10 protein-coding genes are annotated in these 18,123 nt (G+C 43.7%); 4 read left to right on the top strand and 6 right to left on the bottom strand.

The features are described 5' to 3' along the window. Nucleotides 1–2: 2 nt before the first annotated feature. From CLV51_RS12130 to CLV51_RS12110, 4 genes are all read left to right on the top strand, one after another. The gene (locus CLV51_RS12130) at nucleotides 3–1,295 is read left to right on the top strand and encodes a NarK family nitrate/nitrite MFS transporter (protein WP_106528292.1); all 1,293 of its coding nucleotides are present in this window, start codon (nucleotides 3–5) and stop codon (nucleotides 1,293–1,295) included. Between the two features lie 21 nt (nucleotides 1,296–1,316). Beyond that, nucleotides 1,317–4,814, top strand: coding sequence for a nitrate reductase (locus tag CLV51_RS12125; protein WP_106528291.1), 3,498 nt, complete (start codon nucleotides 1,317–1,319; stop codon nucleotides 4,812–4,814). A 2-nt stretch (nucleotides 4,815–4,816) separates the two neighbouring features. After that, the gene (locus CLV51_RS12120) at nucleotides 4,817–6,265 is read left to right on the top strand and encodes a rubredoxin (protein WP_106528290.1); all 1,449 of its coding nucleotides are present in this window, start codon (nucleotides 4,817–4,819) and stop codon (nucleotides 6,263–6,265) included. Nucleotides 6,266–6,493: 228 nt separating this feature from the next. Further along, entirely contained in the window at nucleotides 6,494–7,648 is a 1,155-nt protein-coding gene (locus CLV51_RS12110; RefSeq protein ID WP_106528289.1) for an MFS transporter, read from the top strand. On the opposite strand, the gene CLV51_RS12105 is transcribed toward CLV51_RS12110, so the two are convergent. From CLV51_RS12105 to CLV51_RS12080, 6 genes are all read right to left on the bottom strand, one after another. Beyond that, nucleotides 7,649–9,172 (bottom strand): right-handed parallel beta-helix repeat-containing protein, encoded by a 1,524-nt coding sequence (locus CLV51_RS12105; RefSeq protein ID WP_245898688.1) that lies wholly within the window; start codon nucleotides 9,170–9,172, stop codon nucleotides 7,649–7,651. It lies immediately after the preceding gene. A gap of 74 nt (nucleotides 9,173–9,246) precedes the next feature. Continuing rightward, a complete protein-coding gene (locus CLV51_RS12100; protein ID WP_106528287.1) occupies nucleotides 9,247–10,557 on the bottom strand; it encodes an IPT/TIG domain-containing protein in 1,311 nt (436 codons plus the stop codon). A gap of 33 nt (nucleotides 10,558–10,590) precedes the next feature. Further along, nucleotides 10,591–12,426: a RagB/SusD family nutrient uptake outer membrane protein gene (locus CLV51_RS12095; protein ID WP_106528286.1), complete on the bottom strand. Its 1,836-nt coding sequence runs from the start codon at nucleotides 12,424–12,426 to the stop codon at nucleotides 10,591–10,593. A gap of 22 nt (nucleotides 12,427–12,448) precedes the next feature. Further along, entirely contained in the window at nucleotides 12,449–15,889 is a 3,441-nt protein-coding gene (locus CLV51_RS12090; protein ID WP_106528285.1) for a TonB-dependent receptor, read from the bottom strand. A gap of 208 nt (nucleotides 15,890–16,097) precedes the next feature. After that, nucleotides 16,098–17,291, bottom strand: coding sequence for a FecR family protein (locus CLV51_RS12085; RefSeq protein ID WP_106528284.1), 1,194 nt, complete (start codon nucleotides 17,289–17,291; stop codon nucleotides 16,098–16,100). Further along, on the bottom strand, nucleotides 17,266–17,808 hold the full coding sequence (locus CLV51_RS12080; RefSeq protein WP_106528283.1) for an RNA polymerase sigma factor: 543 nt from the start codon (nucleotides 17,806–17,808) through the stop codon (nucleotides 17,266–17,268). The genes CLV51_RS12085 and CLV51_RS12080 overlap by 26 nt, the downstream gene beginning before the upstream one ends. Nucleotides 17,809–18,123: the final 315 nt, after the last annotated feature.

Raw genomic sequence — 18,123 nt, 5'->3', positions numbered from 1 at the left:
TTATGTCTGCTCCGCTCCATAAAATAAAAATATTCAGTCTCGCTACCATACAAATGCGCACGTTTCATATTACGTGGCTGATGTTCTTTGTCTGTTTCTTCGGATGGTTTGGATTAGCACCACTGATGCCCACTATCCGCACCGACTTAGGACTTACGAAATCACAGGTAGGTAATATCATTATTGCCTCTGTTTCGGGCACTATTATAGCGCGGCTTATCATCGGCCGCCTGTGCGATACCTGGGGACCGCGCAAAACGGCAGTGCGGCTGCTGTTGCTGGGTTCTTTACCTGTATTCCTGGTAGGGCTATCCAGGGACTATGCTTCCTTTTTATTATTCCGTTTAGCCATCAGCGTTATAGGCGGTTCATTTGTTATCACCCAATTCCATACTTCGCTGATGTTTGCTCCTGCCATCAAAGGCACTGCCAACGCTATTACCGGGGGTTGGGGAAATTTAGGTGGAGGTGTTACCAATATGGTGATGCCACTGATCTTCGCGGCTATTGTAGGTTTTGGTTATACCAAAGCAGAGGCCTGGCGGTATGCCATGATACTACCGGGGCTTATGATGCTGGGGGTAGCGTATCTCTATTATCGGTTTACCAAAGACACGCCCAATGGTAATTTTGACGAAACCCGTTATAATAAAACAGATAATAAAACAGATTGGTCCATTTTAGCCGACTGGCGCATCTGGGCGCTGACACTGGCTTACGGGATGTGCTTTGGCATGGAGATAACTTTTGACAACGTAGCATCGTTACATTTTGTAGATACATTTAAACTTTCTCAAAGCAGCGCTGGGTTCTGGGCCGGCATATTTGGTTTTATGAATCTTTTTGCCCGTGCATTAGGCGGGATTATTTCGGATAAAACAGGCGCAAAATTCGGCATAAGAGGCAAAGGATGGTTATTGGCTCTCGTGCTGCTGGCGGAAGGTATCGGGCTCCTATTATTTGCGCAGGCAGGCTCATTAACTATGGCTATTATTTCTATGCTGAGCTTTGCACTGTTCCTGAAAATGGCTAATGGCGCCACCTATGGTATTGTACCTTTTATCAATGAAAAAAATGCAGGAATGGTGAGTGGCATTGTAGGTGCAGGCGGCAACATGGGCGGTATGTTGTTTGGCTTTTTATTTAAGTCGGATAGTATCAGCTACGTACAGGCGTTCACGTATATTGGCTTTATAGTGATCGGCGTTTCCTGTATAGTCATGCTGACCAGGTTTAGCAAACAGCCGGAAGCCGCTGCCACCCGGCCTGTCAGAACACCAGTGGCCATCTCATAAATCATTTATTAAACCCATCGCATGCAAGCATCATTTAAAACCACCTGTTGTTACTGTGGCGTAGGCTGTGGGATAGTAGTGCATAAGGACCGGCAGGGAAAGCTGCATGTAGAAGGTGATAAAACACATCCGGTAAATAAAGGCATGCTTTGCTCCAAAGGCATGAACCTGCATTACACCGTTATGGATACATCAGACCGGTTGCTGTATCCTGAGATGCGATACCATCGTAACCTGTCACGGAAAAGGGTTACGTGGGATCAGGCATTGGAGAGAACAGCAGCCGTATTTACCGCCATCATAAAAAAATATGGTCCGGATGCGGTGGCATTTTATGCATCCGGACAATGCCTCACAGAAGAATATTATGTTGTAAATAAGCTGATCAAAGGTTTTATTGGCAGCAATAATATTGATACCAATTCCCGCTTATGCATGAGCAGTGCTGTAGCGGCTTACAAGCTGGCACTGGGCGAAGACGCGGTGCCGGGCACTTACGACGACATTGAACTGGCCGACTGTATTTTTGTAGCAGGTGCTAATCCTGCCTGGTGTCATCCTATTTTATGGCGTCGTGTAGAAGCCGCCAAAGCGGCCAATCCGGCGTTGAAAATAATAGTGAGCGATCCGCGCGCTACACAAAGCTGCGCCATTGCAGATGTACACCTGCAAGTGAATCCTGGCACCGACATCGTATTGCATCACGCCATAGGCCGCATCCTTATTACAGCAGGGCATATCGATAGTTCATTTATTACAGCGCACACCAGTGGATTTGAAGCCTACAAAACCAGTGTGATGCAACGCAGCATCGGCGAAGCAGCAGCTATTTGCGGCATTACAGCCGCAGATATATACACCGCAGCAGAATATATAGGCAACGCCAAAGGTTTTATGACCATGTGGACAATGGGCCTCAATCAAAGCGTGGTAGGGGTTAATAAGAATCTTAGTTTAATCAACCTGCATCTGATTACCGGGCATATCGGCAAACCCGGTAGCGGTCCGTTTTCCTTAACAGGACAACCCAATGCAATGGGTGGCCGCGAAGTAGGTGGTTTGTCCAACCTCTTACCGGCGCATCGGGTACTCAACAATCCGGAGCACCGGAAAGAAGTAGCAGCGTTTTGGGGAGGTACCACTTTATCAGATAAAGCAGGACTCACCGCTACTGAAATGTTTACTGCACTGCATGAAGGCAAACTAAAAGCTATCTGGATCATGTGCACCAATCCACTGGTGAGCTTACCGGATGCCCGTTTGGCTGAAGCAGCACTGCAAAAGGCTAAGTTTGTGGTAGTACAGGAAATTTCCTCCAAACCGGAAACGCTACAATATGCAGACGTAGTGCTTCCCGGAGCAGCCTGGGCGGAGAAACAAGGTACCATGACCAATGCGGAACGTCGTATCAGTTATCTCACTAAAATTACAGACGCACCCGGAGAAGCTTTACCAGATGCAGAAATCATTTATCGGTTTGCGCAAAAAATGGGGTATCACGGCTTCGACTATACGAATATGGCAGATATCTATGCGGAGCATTGCAGGTTAACAGCCGGTACACGCATAGACATCAGTACGCTGAATTATGAAACATTGAAAGAGAAAAGAAGCGTGCAGTGGCCTTATCAATCCGGCAATGGCACTCCCCGTTTATTTACAGATCATCAGTTTTATACCGATAATGCCAAAGCAGTTATTCACAGCTTTGACGATGAAAACAAATCAGAGCCCACCACACGGGAACGTCCGCTCATCCTTACTACCGGCCGTATACGGGACCAGTGGCATACCATGAGCAAAACCGGTAAAGTAAGTAAGCTAAAACAACATATATCCTCCGCCTTCCTGGAAATACATCCGGAAGATGCCCGGCAGCGAAATATACAGGCAGGTGATATTGTAGAGATCAGCAACAGCCGTGGTACCGTTCGTGTGAAAGCACAGCTGAGCAGCACTATTAAACAAGGTGTAGTGTTTTTGCCTATGCACTGGGGGAAAATATTAAACAATGATCTGCACCGCGCTAATAATCTCACCAACAATCTGCTCGATCCTATATCCAAACAACCGGACTTCAAATACTCCGCAGTACAGGTACAGCGCTATCAGAAGCCACAACAAAAAATAATTATCATCGGTGCAGGAGCTGGTGCCTGCGGGTTTGTGAAATCATACCGGGAACTGAATACCACCGATGAAATAGCAGTGTTCAGCAAAGAAAACCTCCCCTTCTATAATCGTGTGATGCTGCCGGATTACATCAGCGGCACCCAGCAATGGAAGCAACTGATTAAAATGACCAGGGATGAAGAGGATGTATATAACATCACGCTGCACAAAGGCGTGAGCATAGTGCATATAGACCGTACACACAAGCTGGTAACAGATAGTAACGGTAACGTACATACGTATGATATACTACTCATGGCTACCGGTAGCCGTGCAGCTACACTGAAGGATACGCCGGCGCTACCGGGCATCTTCACAATGCGTACCAGGATGGATGCGGATGCATTCAAACAACATGTAGATCCCACCAAAGGAAAAGTAATGATTGCCGGTGGCGGATTACTGGGCATAGAACTGGCCGCTTCTCTCAAAGAAATTAATATAGACGTAGGCGTTATACAGCGTACCTCACGCTTAATGGACCGGCAACTGGATACATTAGGCGGCAAACTGCTCTATGAAGAATTAACCGACAGAGGTATTGAAATTTATTATAATGATGAAATTGATCGTTTCACCGGACAACAACAGCTGGAAGGCATTCACATGAAGAGTGGCCGCTATATTGCCTGTCAGGCTGTAGTGATGTCTATAGGCACCGTACCTAATATTGAACTGGCACAAGCCGCACAGCTGGTATGTAATCGTGGTGTAGTGGTAAATGAATACCTGCAAACCAGCGATCCTGACATTTATGCCGTAGGTGAAATAGCCGCCTTTAATGGTACCCTCTATGGCATTACGGCGGCAGCAGAGCAGCAGGCAGCCGTAGTAGCCCGTTACCTGAATGGCGACATCAGTCATTATTACCAGGGATCGCTTTTCATGAACATTTTAAAAATGCATGGCACAGATCTGTGTTCACTCGGCATGGTAGAAACACCCAATGATCCTGCCTTTGAGGAGGTAGTCTTTATTGACAAAGCGAAGCGCTATTACAAAAAATGTATTATTCACCAGGACAGATTAGTGGGTGCTATATTGATCGGTGATAAATCAGAATTCACAGAATTTAAGGACCTGATCCAGCAGCGCATTGAACTATCAGATAAAAGACTGGAGTTACTTCGTTCCGGAAAAAAAGGAACACCGGTGCTGGGCAAACTGATTTGTTCCTGTGGCAATGTAGGCGAAGGAAATATCCTGGAAAAGATAGCCGGTGGTTGTCATCAGCTGCAACAATTATGTCAGGCTTCCGGTGCCGGGATGGGCTGCGGGAGTTGTAAATCAGAAGTAAAAGCCATACTGGAAAAAGCAATTCCCAAACCTGTCAAAGAACTGGTATAACGATGGCAAAACATACGCATACACTTTATTACAATTTCACCGGCGGCATTATATCGCCTGGTCATCTGCTGGAACTCTTAACCATAGCTACCGCCGCACAAGCCACCCATGTACGTTTTGGCTTGCGTCAACAATTATTACTGGACATACCGGAGAAACATTTATCGCAGTTCAAACAGGATTGTGTATCACAGCAAATCCATCTCTCCAACACCCCTAATATTATCAGCTCTTACGCAGCAGCTGGCATCTTTATACAAAACAGCTGGCTAAGTGAAGGAATATATAAAGATGTTTTCGATCTGTTTGATTATACGCCACAGCTTAAAATAAATATCTGCGACAGTAAGCAAACTTTTGTACCATTATTCACAGGACATATCAACTGGATCTCTTCTCCCTATCTTCACTACTGGCATCTGTATGTGCGTATTCCCGGCAGTCAGCAGCTGTTTTCATGGCCGGAGCTCATTTATACCAACAACATTGCTGCGGTGAGTAAGTTAGCAGAAACGTTGCTGAGTAATGACACATTGCCTGAAACATTGTATACGCTGGTAAAACAAACGTTGCCTTATATCAGTCGCGTGAAAGAAAAGGAACTGGATTTACCAGCGTTTCATTTACCCTACTATGAAGGCTTTAATAAATATGATAACAATTACTGGCTGGGTATCTATCGTCGTGATGAATATTTTTCCATTCCATTTTTGAAAGACGTATGTGCTATCTGCCTGGAAACCCGCACGGGTCAGCTATATACAACTCCCTGGAAATCGCTCATCATTAAAAACATTGATGTTATCCACCGCCCGTTATGGGATTATGTACTGGGTAAACATGCCATCAATGTGCGACATGCTGCCAATGAATTGAACTGGCAGGTAGAAGATGATTGCGAAGATGGGCTAATTCTGAAACGTCATATCATCCGTTATTTTGATACAGAAGATGTGCGTACTTATGGGCTGTGCTTCAGCGTTCGGGTTCAACGTCCCGCCAGCTTATTTGGAACAGTAGTTATTAAAAAGCAGGAGAATAAACATGGCAGCAAACTAAAGTACATGCAGCGTTACGACATATTGTACACTGCAGATTACAATGCCAACTCTTCCCAATTATTATTATACAGAGAAGGTGTATCCAAGGAACACCTGGGACCTTATATTGTAGCCTTATGCAAAGCTTTTTATGAACAGAAAAGTGAAGCAGATGTGCTGCAAAACTATGTAACAGAACAACAATCCCTGATCAGTATTACCGTACCAGAAAGGCAGGTATATCAATGCCGGCAATGCTTTACGGTATATGATGAAATGACGGGAGATGTAGAACAACAGGTTACACCGGGTACTTTGTTTACTGCATTACCGGCAGATTATTGTTGTTCCGTATGTGCTTCTCCGTTAGATGAGTTTGTAGCAATAAACGAAGGAGCATTGAGCGTATAAATTATAGTATCCTGCTGGGCGCGGAAATATTAATAGTAGAGCATATGTGTAACCTGGAAGTTTTACCGCAGGATGGGTTTACTTTCAGTGCTGTTCCACCCAAATTCAAAGGGGCAGGCACCTTCCCGGTACGGGCCATGGCCAGGCTGGGACATCACTAAAATTTTCGACGATATTTGTCTAATTTTGTCCTCTTCATGGCCACAAAAGGGATGTGTATAGTTGAAAATGTTAGCAGATATTCATAAAGGAACCGATGCCAGACAATACAGAATAGCCACATCTGTATTCTTTTTTATCTCCGGTCTGGGTTACTCTTCCTGGGCATCCAGGATACCTTCTATTCAACAGCAATTGCATCTGAACGAAGCGCAGCTGGGTGGTGTATTGTTTGCCCTGCCAATAGGCCTGATGCTTACCATGCCTGTTACCGGCAAGTTGTTGGGCAATTTCAGCAGCCGGAAGATCATGATCTTTGGAGCACTGCTCTTTAACCTGGTGCTGAGCCTCCCTGGTTTTACCACCAGTGTATGGCAACTGGCGCTGGTATTATTTTGTTTCGGATCTGCACGTAACCTGCTGAACCTGTCTATGAACGCACAGGCGGTACAGGTACAGCATCTTTATCCGCAATCCATTATGACCACCTTCCATGGCATCTGGAGCGTGGCGGGCTTCACAGGCGCTGCTATCGGCTACCTGATGGTATCCATGAATATTGCACCTTCTTATCACCTGTTACTTATCAGTGTATTGTTGCTGGTATTTACGATTTACTACTATCCCAAAACATTCCCGGATCAACCGGTAATAGAAACCATAAAAAAGCCCCCTTTTTCTCTCCCGGATAAATCATTACTAAAATACTCGCTCATTTGTTTTGCCTGCATGGCTACAGAAAATACAATGTATGACTGGAGCGGGTTGTATTTCGAAAAAGTAGTGCATACCACCAAACCTACAGCTGTGGCGGCATTCGTAATATACATGGTAGCCATGACTATTGGTCGATTTGCCGGCGACAGACTGGTAAAAAAGCTGGGTATTAAAACCATGCTGCAATACAGCGGCTGGTTCATCCTCACCGGCTTACTGCTGACCATTACATTCCCCTATCCCGTTACAGCGGGCATCGGCTTTATATTTGCCGGTTTAGGCGTTGCCTGTGTAGTGCCTCTGGTATTCAGTCTGGCTGGCAAATCAAAAAGTGCCAACAGCGGACAAACGCTGGCTTCCATTTCTACTATTGGTTATCTCGGGTTTTTAGTAGTTCCTCCATTAATCGGTTTTGTGGCACAAGCCACTAGTTTACGTTCGTCCTTTGCTATCATGGCTATTTGCGGACTGCTGATTGTATGGATGGTAAGAGGAATTAAAGAATAATTATTTCACCTGGTGCGCTCCCTTATTGATCTTATTGTTTACAATACGGGCATTACCATCTATATCTGTACTGCCATTCACTTCCGAAGAAATAATAACACCTGTATTTTTAGCCGATGAGTTGGACTGTATATGCAAATCAGGTGCTGTAATACTCATCAATAAAGGATCTACACCATAAGTAGAATTACTGTCGCCGGCAGATGCCGTTTTCCATTTATTAAAATCAGTAATGCTATCCCTCGTGCTGCCCCAAATCCACTGTGGTGCGCCGGTTGTAAAAAAGAGATTATTATCTATCACATTACCGGAACCGGAGTTGGTATATTTATGTACAAACACATCTACCGGTCGCGCATATACGATATTATTTTTGATCACATTATCAAAGCATAGCTCGGTGAGCCTGATCTCTCCTTCAATTTCATCAAAAGCACCCAATCCTTTATTGTTATAAAACAAAGTATTGTTTACTACATAGCAGTTACGGGTACCACCGGAAGTGTATCCCAGATAGCCTCCCAGGTAGATGCCGGTGCGCCAGCAGTTATACACAAAATTATTTCTTACAATACAATTGCTGGTAGGATACGCGTTATTTTCGCTTACAATGCCGATTCCCCTGTCGGCTTCGTGTATGATATTTCTTTCTACAGTAATATTCCGGGCACCATCTACATAAATACCAATAGCACCATGCCCGGTAGTGCTGCCTACAGGACCGCGTGTCATGTCGATGTTATATAATTCATTATCACTAATCACCCCATTGCGTGCATAGTTATATGCCGGGTTACTATTAGCGGCATAACCGCCGGCAGCATCAATACCAATGTTTTCTGTATTGTAAATTTTATTTCTGCGAATGGTGAATCCATCTACATAACCGTTGATGGTCAGGTTTTCACTGTAGCCTGTTTTGGTATCATGAATTTCATTGTCCTCTACCAGGATATTTTTCATCACATCGTTGGTGTTACCTAATATTTCTATACCGTGTCCGCTTCTTCCTTCGGAAGGGAGAACATTATGTTCGATGTTATAAATTTTATTTTTCCGGATGATGATATTGCCGGAGCCTGCATCTGCCGTTACACCATTTACATTGCCCCACGCAGTGCTGCTTTTTAAATTGCAGATATCAAAACCTTCCAGTACTACATAACTGGCATTGCTGATGCTGACCAGCGACTCTTTACCGCTAACAGACAAACCTGTACCATCAATCACTGCTTTTTCACCGGAATATGCTTTGAGGGTAATTAATTTTTCGAGGCGGCCTGAATGAGGGAACACTACTTTTTCATAATAGTTACCGGCCCTTACTATAACACTATCGCCGGGGATAGCTTTGCCCAGCGCAGTGTTGATGCTGCGTAATGGTGTTCCGATGGCTCCGTCGGCGACATCGCTGCCGGAAACAGCTACATAATAAGTATGCGTTTTAGTCATATCGGTAGCGGGTATGGAGGTACTACCCTTACTACAGGCGCCTGTAAGCAGTGCCAATAAAAAAATGTACATGTTCCTGTTTAACATAAATAAAAAAATATAAGGCAGCAGTACAATGTACTGCTGCCCCGGGTTTGCATATAGATTTATTCTGAAACTATCTTCCTGATCCTGTTATTGTTTTTATCGATCACATATACAATACCATTTTTGTCTACTGTAACACCGGTAGGGCCTTTGAAAGCAGCAGCTTCACCGATGCCATCTGTAAATCCTGCTGTACCACTACCAGCATAGGTTATAACATTCCAGGTATTGGCGCTGACCATACGGATACTCTGATCAGCATTATTGGGGCTACCGTCCCAGGTACCATTACCGGCTATGTATACATTGCCGTCATTATCCACAGCAAGCCCCCATGGGTATGAAAATTTTGCGGCAGTACCAACACCGTTGAGATACCCTGCAGTTCCGGCCTGACCTGCAATAACAGTTGGCGCCCAGGTGCCCGCCTTAAATTGTGTAATCGTTTGTGTGCCGTTACCTGATACATAAAGATTACCGGTCTTGTCAAAATCAATACCTGCCGGATAAACCAGTCCCGAAATAACAGCAGTATGAACTCCATCTTTGAGTAAATAAATATTACCGGATGGATCACAACTGGTATAATATAAATTGCCGGTTGATCTATCTATCGCTACACTCCAGGGTGACTGTTTACCAAAACCAATGGTGGTAGCTGTTCCATCTGGTGTAATTTTGCGGATATCATAATTACCCGGATCAACTGAATACACATTGCCCTGCGCATCGGTGGCTACGCTATAAGGGAGACTGAATCTTGCAGCAGCACCTTTTCCGTCGGCATACCCTGAGTTACCGGGGCTTCCTGCCAGGACAGATACATTACCGGCACTATCTATTTTACGGATACAGGCATTACCCGGATCAGCAACAAATACATTCCCTTTATCATCGGTGGTAATACCCATACTTCTGTACCAGGCCTGCCCGTTAAAATTAAACATTGCTTCTGTTCCTTTTCCATCTGAAAATCCCGCTGTACCATTTCCGGCCAGTGTGCTGACTGTTCTGGTAAATACATAGGTGAAAGGAGTGCTACTGATCACACTGTCCTTTCCTATTGTTACCACAAGATTGCCAGAGCCGCACCTTTTAGGCACCACCACCATCAGCTGTTTGGTGTTGGCGCCTACAATAGTGCAACGTTTACCATTAATGGTCACTTTTATATTGGTGGTATCTGTCGAAAAATTATCACCCGTGATCAATATTTCTGTAGTGCCGCCGCCAGTTGTGGGTGTGAAATCCGAAATCAAAACGGGCGTACCGTCGGCATGTTTTAAATCATTGTCTTTTTTACAACCGGCAAATACGGTTGTTATAAAAAGACAACCTGTAAGTATATATGAATTCAGTGGCCTGATCATAGCAGTTAGTTAAGAATTGAATAAAAAAAATTATTACCAGCCTGGGTTCTGCACTAATGCCCTGTCTCTTTCCAGGTCCAGCTGCTGAATAGGGAACAGGTACATTTTATTATCCCAAATTCTTTTCTGAAAAAGTGTTCTTTGATAAAAGCCGGTGAAAGAAAATCCAAGTCCGTTATCATTGGCATTTATATTCATACCATATATCGTCTGGTTTTCGGGCTTGCCCAACAGGAGCCGGCGTATCAGTGTATAATAACGATCACTTTCAAAACAAAACTCTACTTGTCTTTCTCTCAGTATGTATTTTCTCATCAGGTCCTGGTTACCTACAGCGGCAGGATATACGGTTTCAATACCAGGCAGGCCTGCACGGGTTCTTACCATATTGAGATAAGTAACAATGTTTGCATTTCCCGGATCATATTCATTTAACGCTTCTACATAATCCATTAATATTTCTGCATAACGGATAAGGATATACGGAGAACGGTAAGCTCCGCTGGACATGCTTCTGAGGTTGTCGCTCGGGCTGATCATTTTAGTAGGCAGATAACCGGTGGTAATACTGCTTCCCTGTCCTTTCATGCCGGCTTTTCCGCTATAATAAAGCTCCTGTCTGCCGGTGCCATCCTTATTGTTGTCGGAAGAAAAATAGTTTTTATCATCTACAGACACTGCAGGTACAACCGGGCGACCATTGTAACCGATATAAGCATAAAACCTTGGTTCACGGTTGGCGTACATGTTCCAGTCGCCTTTCTTCTGCTCCCAGTAATTATCGCCATTGGATGCTGCAAATCCTGTTTCCACATATTGGGATGCAGGATCGTCAATTGTTTTGCCATTTTTCATGCTGAAAGCATCCACCACATTTTGTGTGGCGTTATACAAATTATAACCGGCCGGGCCAGGAGTACTGCATATGGTGTAACCCCAGCGGCTCCAGTTCATAGTAGCCAGAATAATTTCGCTATTCCAGGTAGTGAGGAATAAATCGCGCACAGAAAGATAAGGATCGAATGCTCCACCACCGTTATCAAGGTTGGTAAACAGTTTATACTGATTAGAGTCAATAATAGCTTTTGCTGCATCTGCTGCAATCTTCCATTTATGCTGGTCATAACCTGCAGGCGCCAGCGGAGTTCCATCCTGATTTTTGAAACCGGCGAAGTTAGGATTACCATTCCATAAAGGGCTGGCAGCCAGTTGAGCTACCTTTTCCTTTACTGCCAGGCAAGCGCCCCTGGTAGCCCGGCCATTGTTACCGGAAGAACTCCATACAAAGGGCAATCCTGCTCCTGCCCTATCCATGAGTTCATTGATAAATGCCACGCAGGTATCAAAAGGTGCTCTCGGGTATTTATTATAATCTGCGTTCTGGCTGATGGTTCCGGTTACCTTTACAAAAGGACCATATTGTCTTAACAACATCCAGTAAAAATAGCCACGCAGAAAAAGGTTTTCCGATTTGTATTGTGTCTTCAGCTCTCCACTTAATTGGTCGGCCGGTACTTTGTCTATATTCTGTTCAAAAATATAAGACTCCCTGATAGCGGTATAATAACCACCCCAGTTATAATAGTACCAATCAGAAGGGCTCCAGTTGCCACCCACCATATATCTTACAAAGGTACCAGGAATAGAAACGGATATTTCATCAGAGGCACCAATATTGGCATAGTCGCCTCCGCCCTGTCTGGCGCTGTAAATATTGCTCAGATAGCCTTCTGCGTTAGCTCTTGTTTGCCATATCTGGTCTTCTGTTAAAAGGTTGTCGGGCTTTTTATCCAGGTATTTACTACAGGATACCAGCGTAATGGAAACAATACCAATAAAAAAAAGTAACAGGTATTTATATCTGGTCATAACATGATCATTTTTGTCTTGATTAAAATTGCGCTCTTACACCCAGGGTGACTGTTTTTGGATATGGATACTTAGCCGAATTATTACCTAATTCGGGATCCCATAATTTAAACTTCGAGAAGGTGAGCATGTTGGTGGTAGAGGTGTATACCTGCAGGCTGCTGACACCCTTCCGTTTCATACCTGGTGTGATGAAGGAATAACTTAGGGTAGCCTGTTTCAGCCGCATAAAACTACCATCTCTTATCCACCAGCTGCTGTTCACATAGTTATTATCACCTGTATTAGCCACCGTAATTCTTGGGTAGTGTACATTCTGATTCGGGTGTTCAGGTGTCCACCTGTTCATAATATCATCGATCACACTGGCAGGATACTGTCCCATACCTGCAAAGGGAACAATACCTACACCTGGTGCACCTGCGCCATCCACGGCTACATCTGTACCATTGGCCATAATACCTACATCTGCCACACCTGCAAAAATTGCGGAGAGCTCAAATTTTTTATATCCCAGGTTAAAACCAAAACCATATGACCATGCAGGGAAGCTGGATTTTCCAAGATAGGTCTGATCACTGCCATCTATTTTTCCATCATGGTTTAAATCCGCATACTTCACATCACCGGGATAAATTATTCTGGATTGCGTAGGGCTTTTTTCCACATCGGCCTGGCTGGTGAACAGCCCCAGGCTTTGGTAGCCGTAGAACTCACCAAACTTGTGTCCTTCCTGTTGCTGGTAAGCATAAATTGCTATAGGGTTATCTGCGTAAAGGATTTTATTTCTGGCATAGGTAACGTTACCGAATAAACGAATTGTAATGTCTTTTCCTATGTGATCTGTATATTCAAGACTTGCGTCGATACCTTTATTAATCATATTTCCTATGTTGCCATAAATGCTTGTAGAGGCATATCCGCCGATAGGCGAAATAGATCTGCGCGGCACCAGGATGGCACTTCTTTTATCCTGAAAGGCATCTACTACCAGGCTCAGTTTATTCCAGAGGCCTACTTCCAGGCCGATATCTGTTTTGGTTGATTTTTCCCAGGTTAAATTTTCCGTACCAATTACTTCTGTTGCAATTCCCGGGATATAGTTAGGCGTACCGGAACTACCGAAAGAAACGCCGCTAGCACCTGTTGAATAATAAGTAAGATATCCAAACCTGTCGTTGCCGCCAATCAGGTCATTACCTGTCATACCATAGGAGCCCCTGATCTTCAGGAGATTGAAAACATGCGCCAGTGGCTGAAAGAAATCCTCTTTGGAAATTACCCAACCTACAGATCCTGCAGGAAAGTAACCCCATCTTTTGCCCTTATCAAAATTTTCAGATCCGGTAGCTCCCATATTTATTTCAGCGAGATATTTATCCATGTAGGAATAAGTAGCCCTGGCTGCACCACTTTGACTGCGATAGGGAATAGAATGTTTCAGATCGCCGGCAGAGCCATATAGTCTGTTTCTTATACTACCTACCAGCAAACCTCCGAAGTTATGTTTACCAAAGCTGCGATCATAACTCAGGTTACCTTCCAGGTACATCATACGTTCTCCTGAAGAAGAAGAGCCATAGTTCAGATAGGTACCACCGGTCCTTGTCTGGTTATACAACAGGCTGCCATTTTCATTTCTGGCCGGAGCATACCAGAGATCATTATCACCCTTCCTGCTGTTATCAAATTCGCCATATGTATCAAAAGAAAAACGGGCGGTGGCACTCAGTCCTTCTGTAAACGCATCCAATTTCTGATTCAGGGATAATACAGATTGAATAGATGGCTTAAACTCTGTGCTGTAACCTGCATTCTGTACCAGGTTAAAAGGATTGGAGCCGCCATTATTTACCGGACCAGCCCATTTACCATCAGGATATGAAACGGGAAAAGAAATAGGGTTGGTACCATAGGTAGCGTACCAGATATTTTTGGCAGAGTTGCCTGGAAAACGACTGTTTACCAGCATAGAAGCCAGATTGAGGGAAAGCAATGTTGTTTTGGTGATATTCAGATCTACATTACTCCTGAAATCATATCTTTTGAAATTAAGATTGGGATTGTATTTGATGTCAGACACCTTGTATTGTCCGTCCTGATTATAAAACGACATAGACACGTAATAGCGCATAGCTTCTCCACCACCGCTTACATTTACATTGGCATTTGCCATAGCTGCCCAGTCTTTATAAATAGTCTTGATCCAGTTTACATTCGGATACAGATAAGGGTCTAATCCACTGGCAGTTTTCCTGATTGTTTCATCGGAGTATACCGGTTGATTCCCCATATTCACCTGTGCTTCATTATATAATTTCATATAATTAACACCATCCAGCATCTGGGGCAGCTTGGTTAAACCACTGAAACCTGTTTCTGCTTTGGCAGATACTTTTGGCTTACCAGCCACGCCCTTCCTGGTAGTAATGATCAACACACCGTTAGCGCCTTTTGCGCCATACACAGCTGTAGCAGAGGCATCTTTCAACAGGGAGATGCTTTGAATATCTTCCGGATCTATATTATTAAAAGCACCGCCAAAAGAGCTGTTTACATCATCCCGTTGTACACCGTCCACAATAATCAGCGGAGAAGCACTACCCGTAAAAGTACCAATACCACGGATGGTGAAATTCGGGTTATCATAACCCGGCTCACCGCCGCCGCTTTGCATAGATATTACGCCGGCTACCTTACCTACCAGTGCATTGGTTAAACTGCGTACCGGTGTTTGCATATCTGCCATATTCACTGTGGACACCGCACCTGTTACCGTTATTTTCTTCTGACTGCCAAATCCTACTACCACTACTTCATTGAGCTTATCTACTTTTGCAGTTAAGCTCACCTTCAGTGTTTTCTGATTCACCACCTTTATTTCCTCGGTATTCATTCCCATCATCCCTACTTTCAGGATATCATCCTTATTGGCATTGATAGAAAAAACACCCATCACATCTGTAACAGTACCTTTCTTTGTGTCTTTGACTGCAATAGTGGCGCCAGGTAAAGGATTACCATCGGCATCCATTACCAGGCCCCTGATCAGCCAATCCACCTTTTTTTCAGCCGGTGCAATAGAAGTAGCAGATTCATGTACTGCTTCCTTTTTGTCCAATACAATACGGTTACGTTGTATCACGTAGCTGATATTTTTATTCTTAAAAATAAAAGCCAATACATCGTCCAGTTTTGTTTGTTGAAAGTTGAGCGTCACTTTTTCCCCGTCGTTCAGCAACTGGTTGCTGTAAACCAGTGTAAGACCAGTCTGTTTTTTGATAGCCCTGAAAATCTGCAGCAGCGATACATCATTTCCTGTTACGGTTACAATTGATTGTAACGAGGGCTCCGGCGTTTGTGCCTGCACAGTGAAAAATGAAGTACATACAAGGCTGCATAGCACAAGTAAGCGTACCACTCTTCGCATAGCCAGTTGGCAGTGGCGTATACTTTTTCTCATTCGGGAATTGTTTACAAGTTAAAATGATTGTACAGCAAATGGCATTCACAAATGCTTTTCAACATAACTACATCGCTTTTATAAAAACGGGTGACAAGTGGAGTGAAGTTTTTTTTCAGACCCGCATAAAATAATTACGAATTGCGAATTACAGGCCAGCGCGATCTTCGCTCCTAACCGTAATTCGCAATTCGTAATTCGTAATTATTTATTTTAGCGTTATCTCATGACCAGATAACTGATATTCAATGTGGGCAGTGGTTTTAAGATCAGATAAAAAGTCGTTCAACCTGTTTCTGTCCATTAATCCGGTAACGAATCTGCCGGCAAATTTATCTTTATCCAGCACAAAGCGGACACCGTAAAAACGGGAAGCTTCTTCTATCAATGCTGTTAGTGACATTTTATGATAATAGTACACGCCATTACGCCAGGATAATACATCCTCTTCATCAAAATGATTGGTAGTGAATCCTTGCGCCGCCTCGTAGTCTGCCTTGTATCCGGGGCGAAGTGCTTCTTTTTCGCCATGTTTGCCCATAGTAACTACACTTCCTTCTACCAGCGCCGTTTGTACAGTGCCGGTGTGGTAAGTATTGATATTAAAAGAGGTGCCCAATACCTGCACACTGGTAAGCGTGGTATGCACAGTAAAAGGATGTTGCGCATCCTTCGCTACTTTAAAATAAGCTTCCCCTTCTACATATACTTCCCTGGCAGCCACCCCGAAATGGAAAGGGAAACGCAGTTGTGTAGCGGCATTCAGCCATACTTCTGTACCGTCCGATAAAGTTAATTTATAGTTTTCCCCCGCAGGTACTTCTAACGTATTCTGCATGGTATCTGCTGAAGTATATTGTAAAGCACCATTGCTGGCTGTCAGCGTGGCGTTGTGCAGATTGATTGTTTTTGCGCTGCTGTCTTTGTTCAGTTCAACAGTCTCGCCATGACTGAGCAGGAGCCGCACCGGCTGTTTGTTTTTTTGTAAAGCAGCTGCGGTAAACTTTGTAGCAGGTGTTGCCGTACGAAAAAAGAATACATAACTTCCGGTGGTAATGATTAATAGTACTGCAGCCGCAGCCAGGGCCTTTTTCATCATCACTACCCTGTTCCGTGCATTTCGTTCTCTTCCTTCTTTTATTGTATTGAGCGCTGTTTCAGAATTGATGCTGTCCAGGTAATCCTTAACATGTAATGTTTTTGCGTCCTGCTCCAGTGAAAGCCATTGTGCTTTAAAGGCTGCATCCTGCTCCAGCATCTGCTGCACATACCCTTCCTCTTCTGCCGAGAGATTCCCTGACAAACGTTCTATATATAATTCAAATATTTTCTCTTTTAACGTTTCCATGTTGTGCTGCCGTAGCCCATTAACTATTTTAATACCCTTTATTACTGATGGCATGCCGTAATACCTTCAAGCCCCTTTTCAGATGGGTTTTGAAAGAATTGATACTGATGCCCATTTCATCTGCCGCTTCCTGGTATCGTTTGCCCTGTATATATACCATTTGTATGGCTGATCTTTTTTGTGTAGCCATATCATTTAAGGTAGAAAGTAATTGCTTGTAATAATCTGGTGATGTTTCCGGGTTAGCCATACAGGTATCTTCCTGCAATTGGGTAAATGCCTCTTTATTTTCCCGTTCCATCTTTTGTTTTTTGATTTGAGTCAAACAACGGTTTTTAATAGCCTGGTGCAGGTATCCTTTGATATCTCCATTAAAATGCAAGTATAGTTTTTTATCCCAGATATCCAGGAAGAATGTTTGCACAAGATCATTTGCTTCCGGCTCGTTGCGCAGGAACCAATAAGCATTCAGGCAAAGCAGCTTATGATACTTCATAAACAAAGCATCGTATGCTGTGGCATCACCTTCTTTTAATCGCTGAACCAATTGTATGTCTGAAGAATGATTCATGTAAACACGAAAGCCATATTAGTAATAATGTGAAGACAAAATAATGCTCTATAGCCGGCGGCGGCTATCAGCTTATTTACAGGTATTATGCATTTAATGTAATGATTGAAGAAATTGCTTTCCTCACTGTTCACCACTGTATAATGACGTATATTTTTTTAAATTCCTGGTTGACTGAAAATCATATTCATCTTTACCCCAATACTAATTAATCAATTATTGCGATACTAAAGATGTTGGTCTAATGAATAGTTATTGCGAATCAAGGTAAATAATAAAAATGTAAAATCATAATCTATATGACGAAAAAATAAA

It is taken from the genome of Chitinophaga niastensis, assembly GCF_003014755.1.
Lineage (GTDB): Bacteria > Bacteroidota > Bacteroidia > Chitinophagales > Chitinophagaceae > Chitinophaga > Chitinophaga niastensis.
The sequence above is the reverse complement of the archived record's forward strand: the minus strand, read 5'-3'. Positions and strand labels throughout refer to the sequence as shown.

Excerpts from the sequence above, each read along its gene's own strand:
- CLV51_RS12130 (WP_106528292.1), top strand. The coding sequence starts at position 3 with ATGTCTGCTCCGCTCCATAAAATAAAAATATTCAGTCTCGCTACCATA.
- CLV51_RS12125 (WP_106528291.1), top strand. The coding sequence starts at position 1,317 with ATGCAAGCATCATTTAAAACCACCTGTTGTTACTGTGGCGTAGGCTGT.
- CLV51_RS12120 (WP_106528290.1), top strand. The coding sequence starts at position 4,817 with ATGGCAAAACATACGCATACACTTTATTACAATTTCACCGGCGGCATT.
- CLV51_RS12110 (WP_106528289.1), top strand. The coding sequence starts at position 6,494 with ATGTTAGCAGATATTCATAAAGGAACCGATGCCAGACAATACAGAATA.
- CLV51_RS12105 (WP_245898688.1), bottom strand. The coding sequence starts at position 9,172 with ATGTACATTTTTTTATTGGCACTGCTTACAGGCGCCTGTAGTAAGGGT.
- CLV51_RS12100 (WP_106528287.1), bottom strand. The coding sequence starts at position 10,557 with ATGATCAGGCCACTGAATTCATATATACTTACAGGTTGTCTTTTTATA.
- CLV51_RS12095 (WP_106528286.1), bottom strand. The coding sequence starts at position 12,426 with ATGACCAGATATAAATACCTGTTACTTTTTTTTATTGGTATTGTTTCC.
- CLV51_RS12090 (WP_106528285.1), bottom strand. The coding sequence starts at position 15,889 with ATGAGAAAAAGTATACGCCACTGCCAACTGGCTATGCGAAGAGTGGTA.
- CLV51_RS12085 (WP_106528284.1), bottom strand. The coding sequence starts at position 17,291 with ATGCCATCAGTAATAAAGGGTATTAAAATAGTTAATGGGCTACGGCAG.
- CLV51_RS12080 (WP_106528283.1), bottom strand. The coding sequence starts at position 17,808 with ATGAATCATTCTTCAGACATACAATTGGTTCAGCGATTAAAAGAAGGT.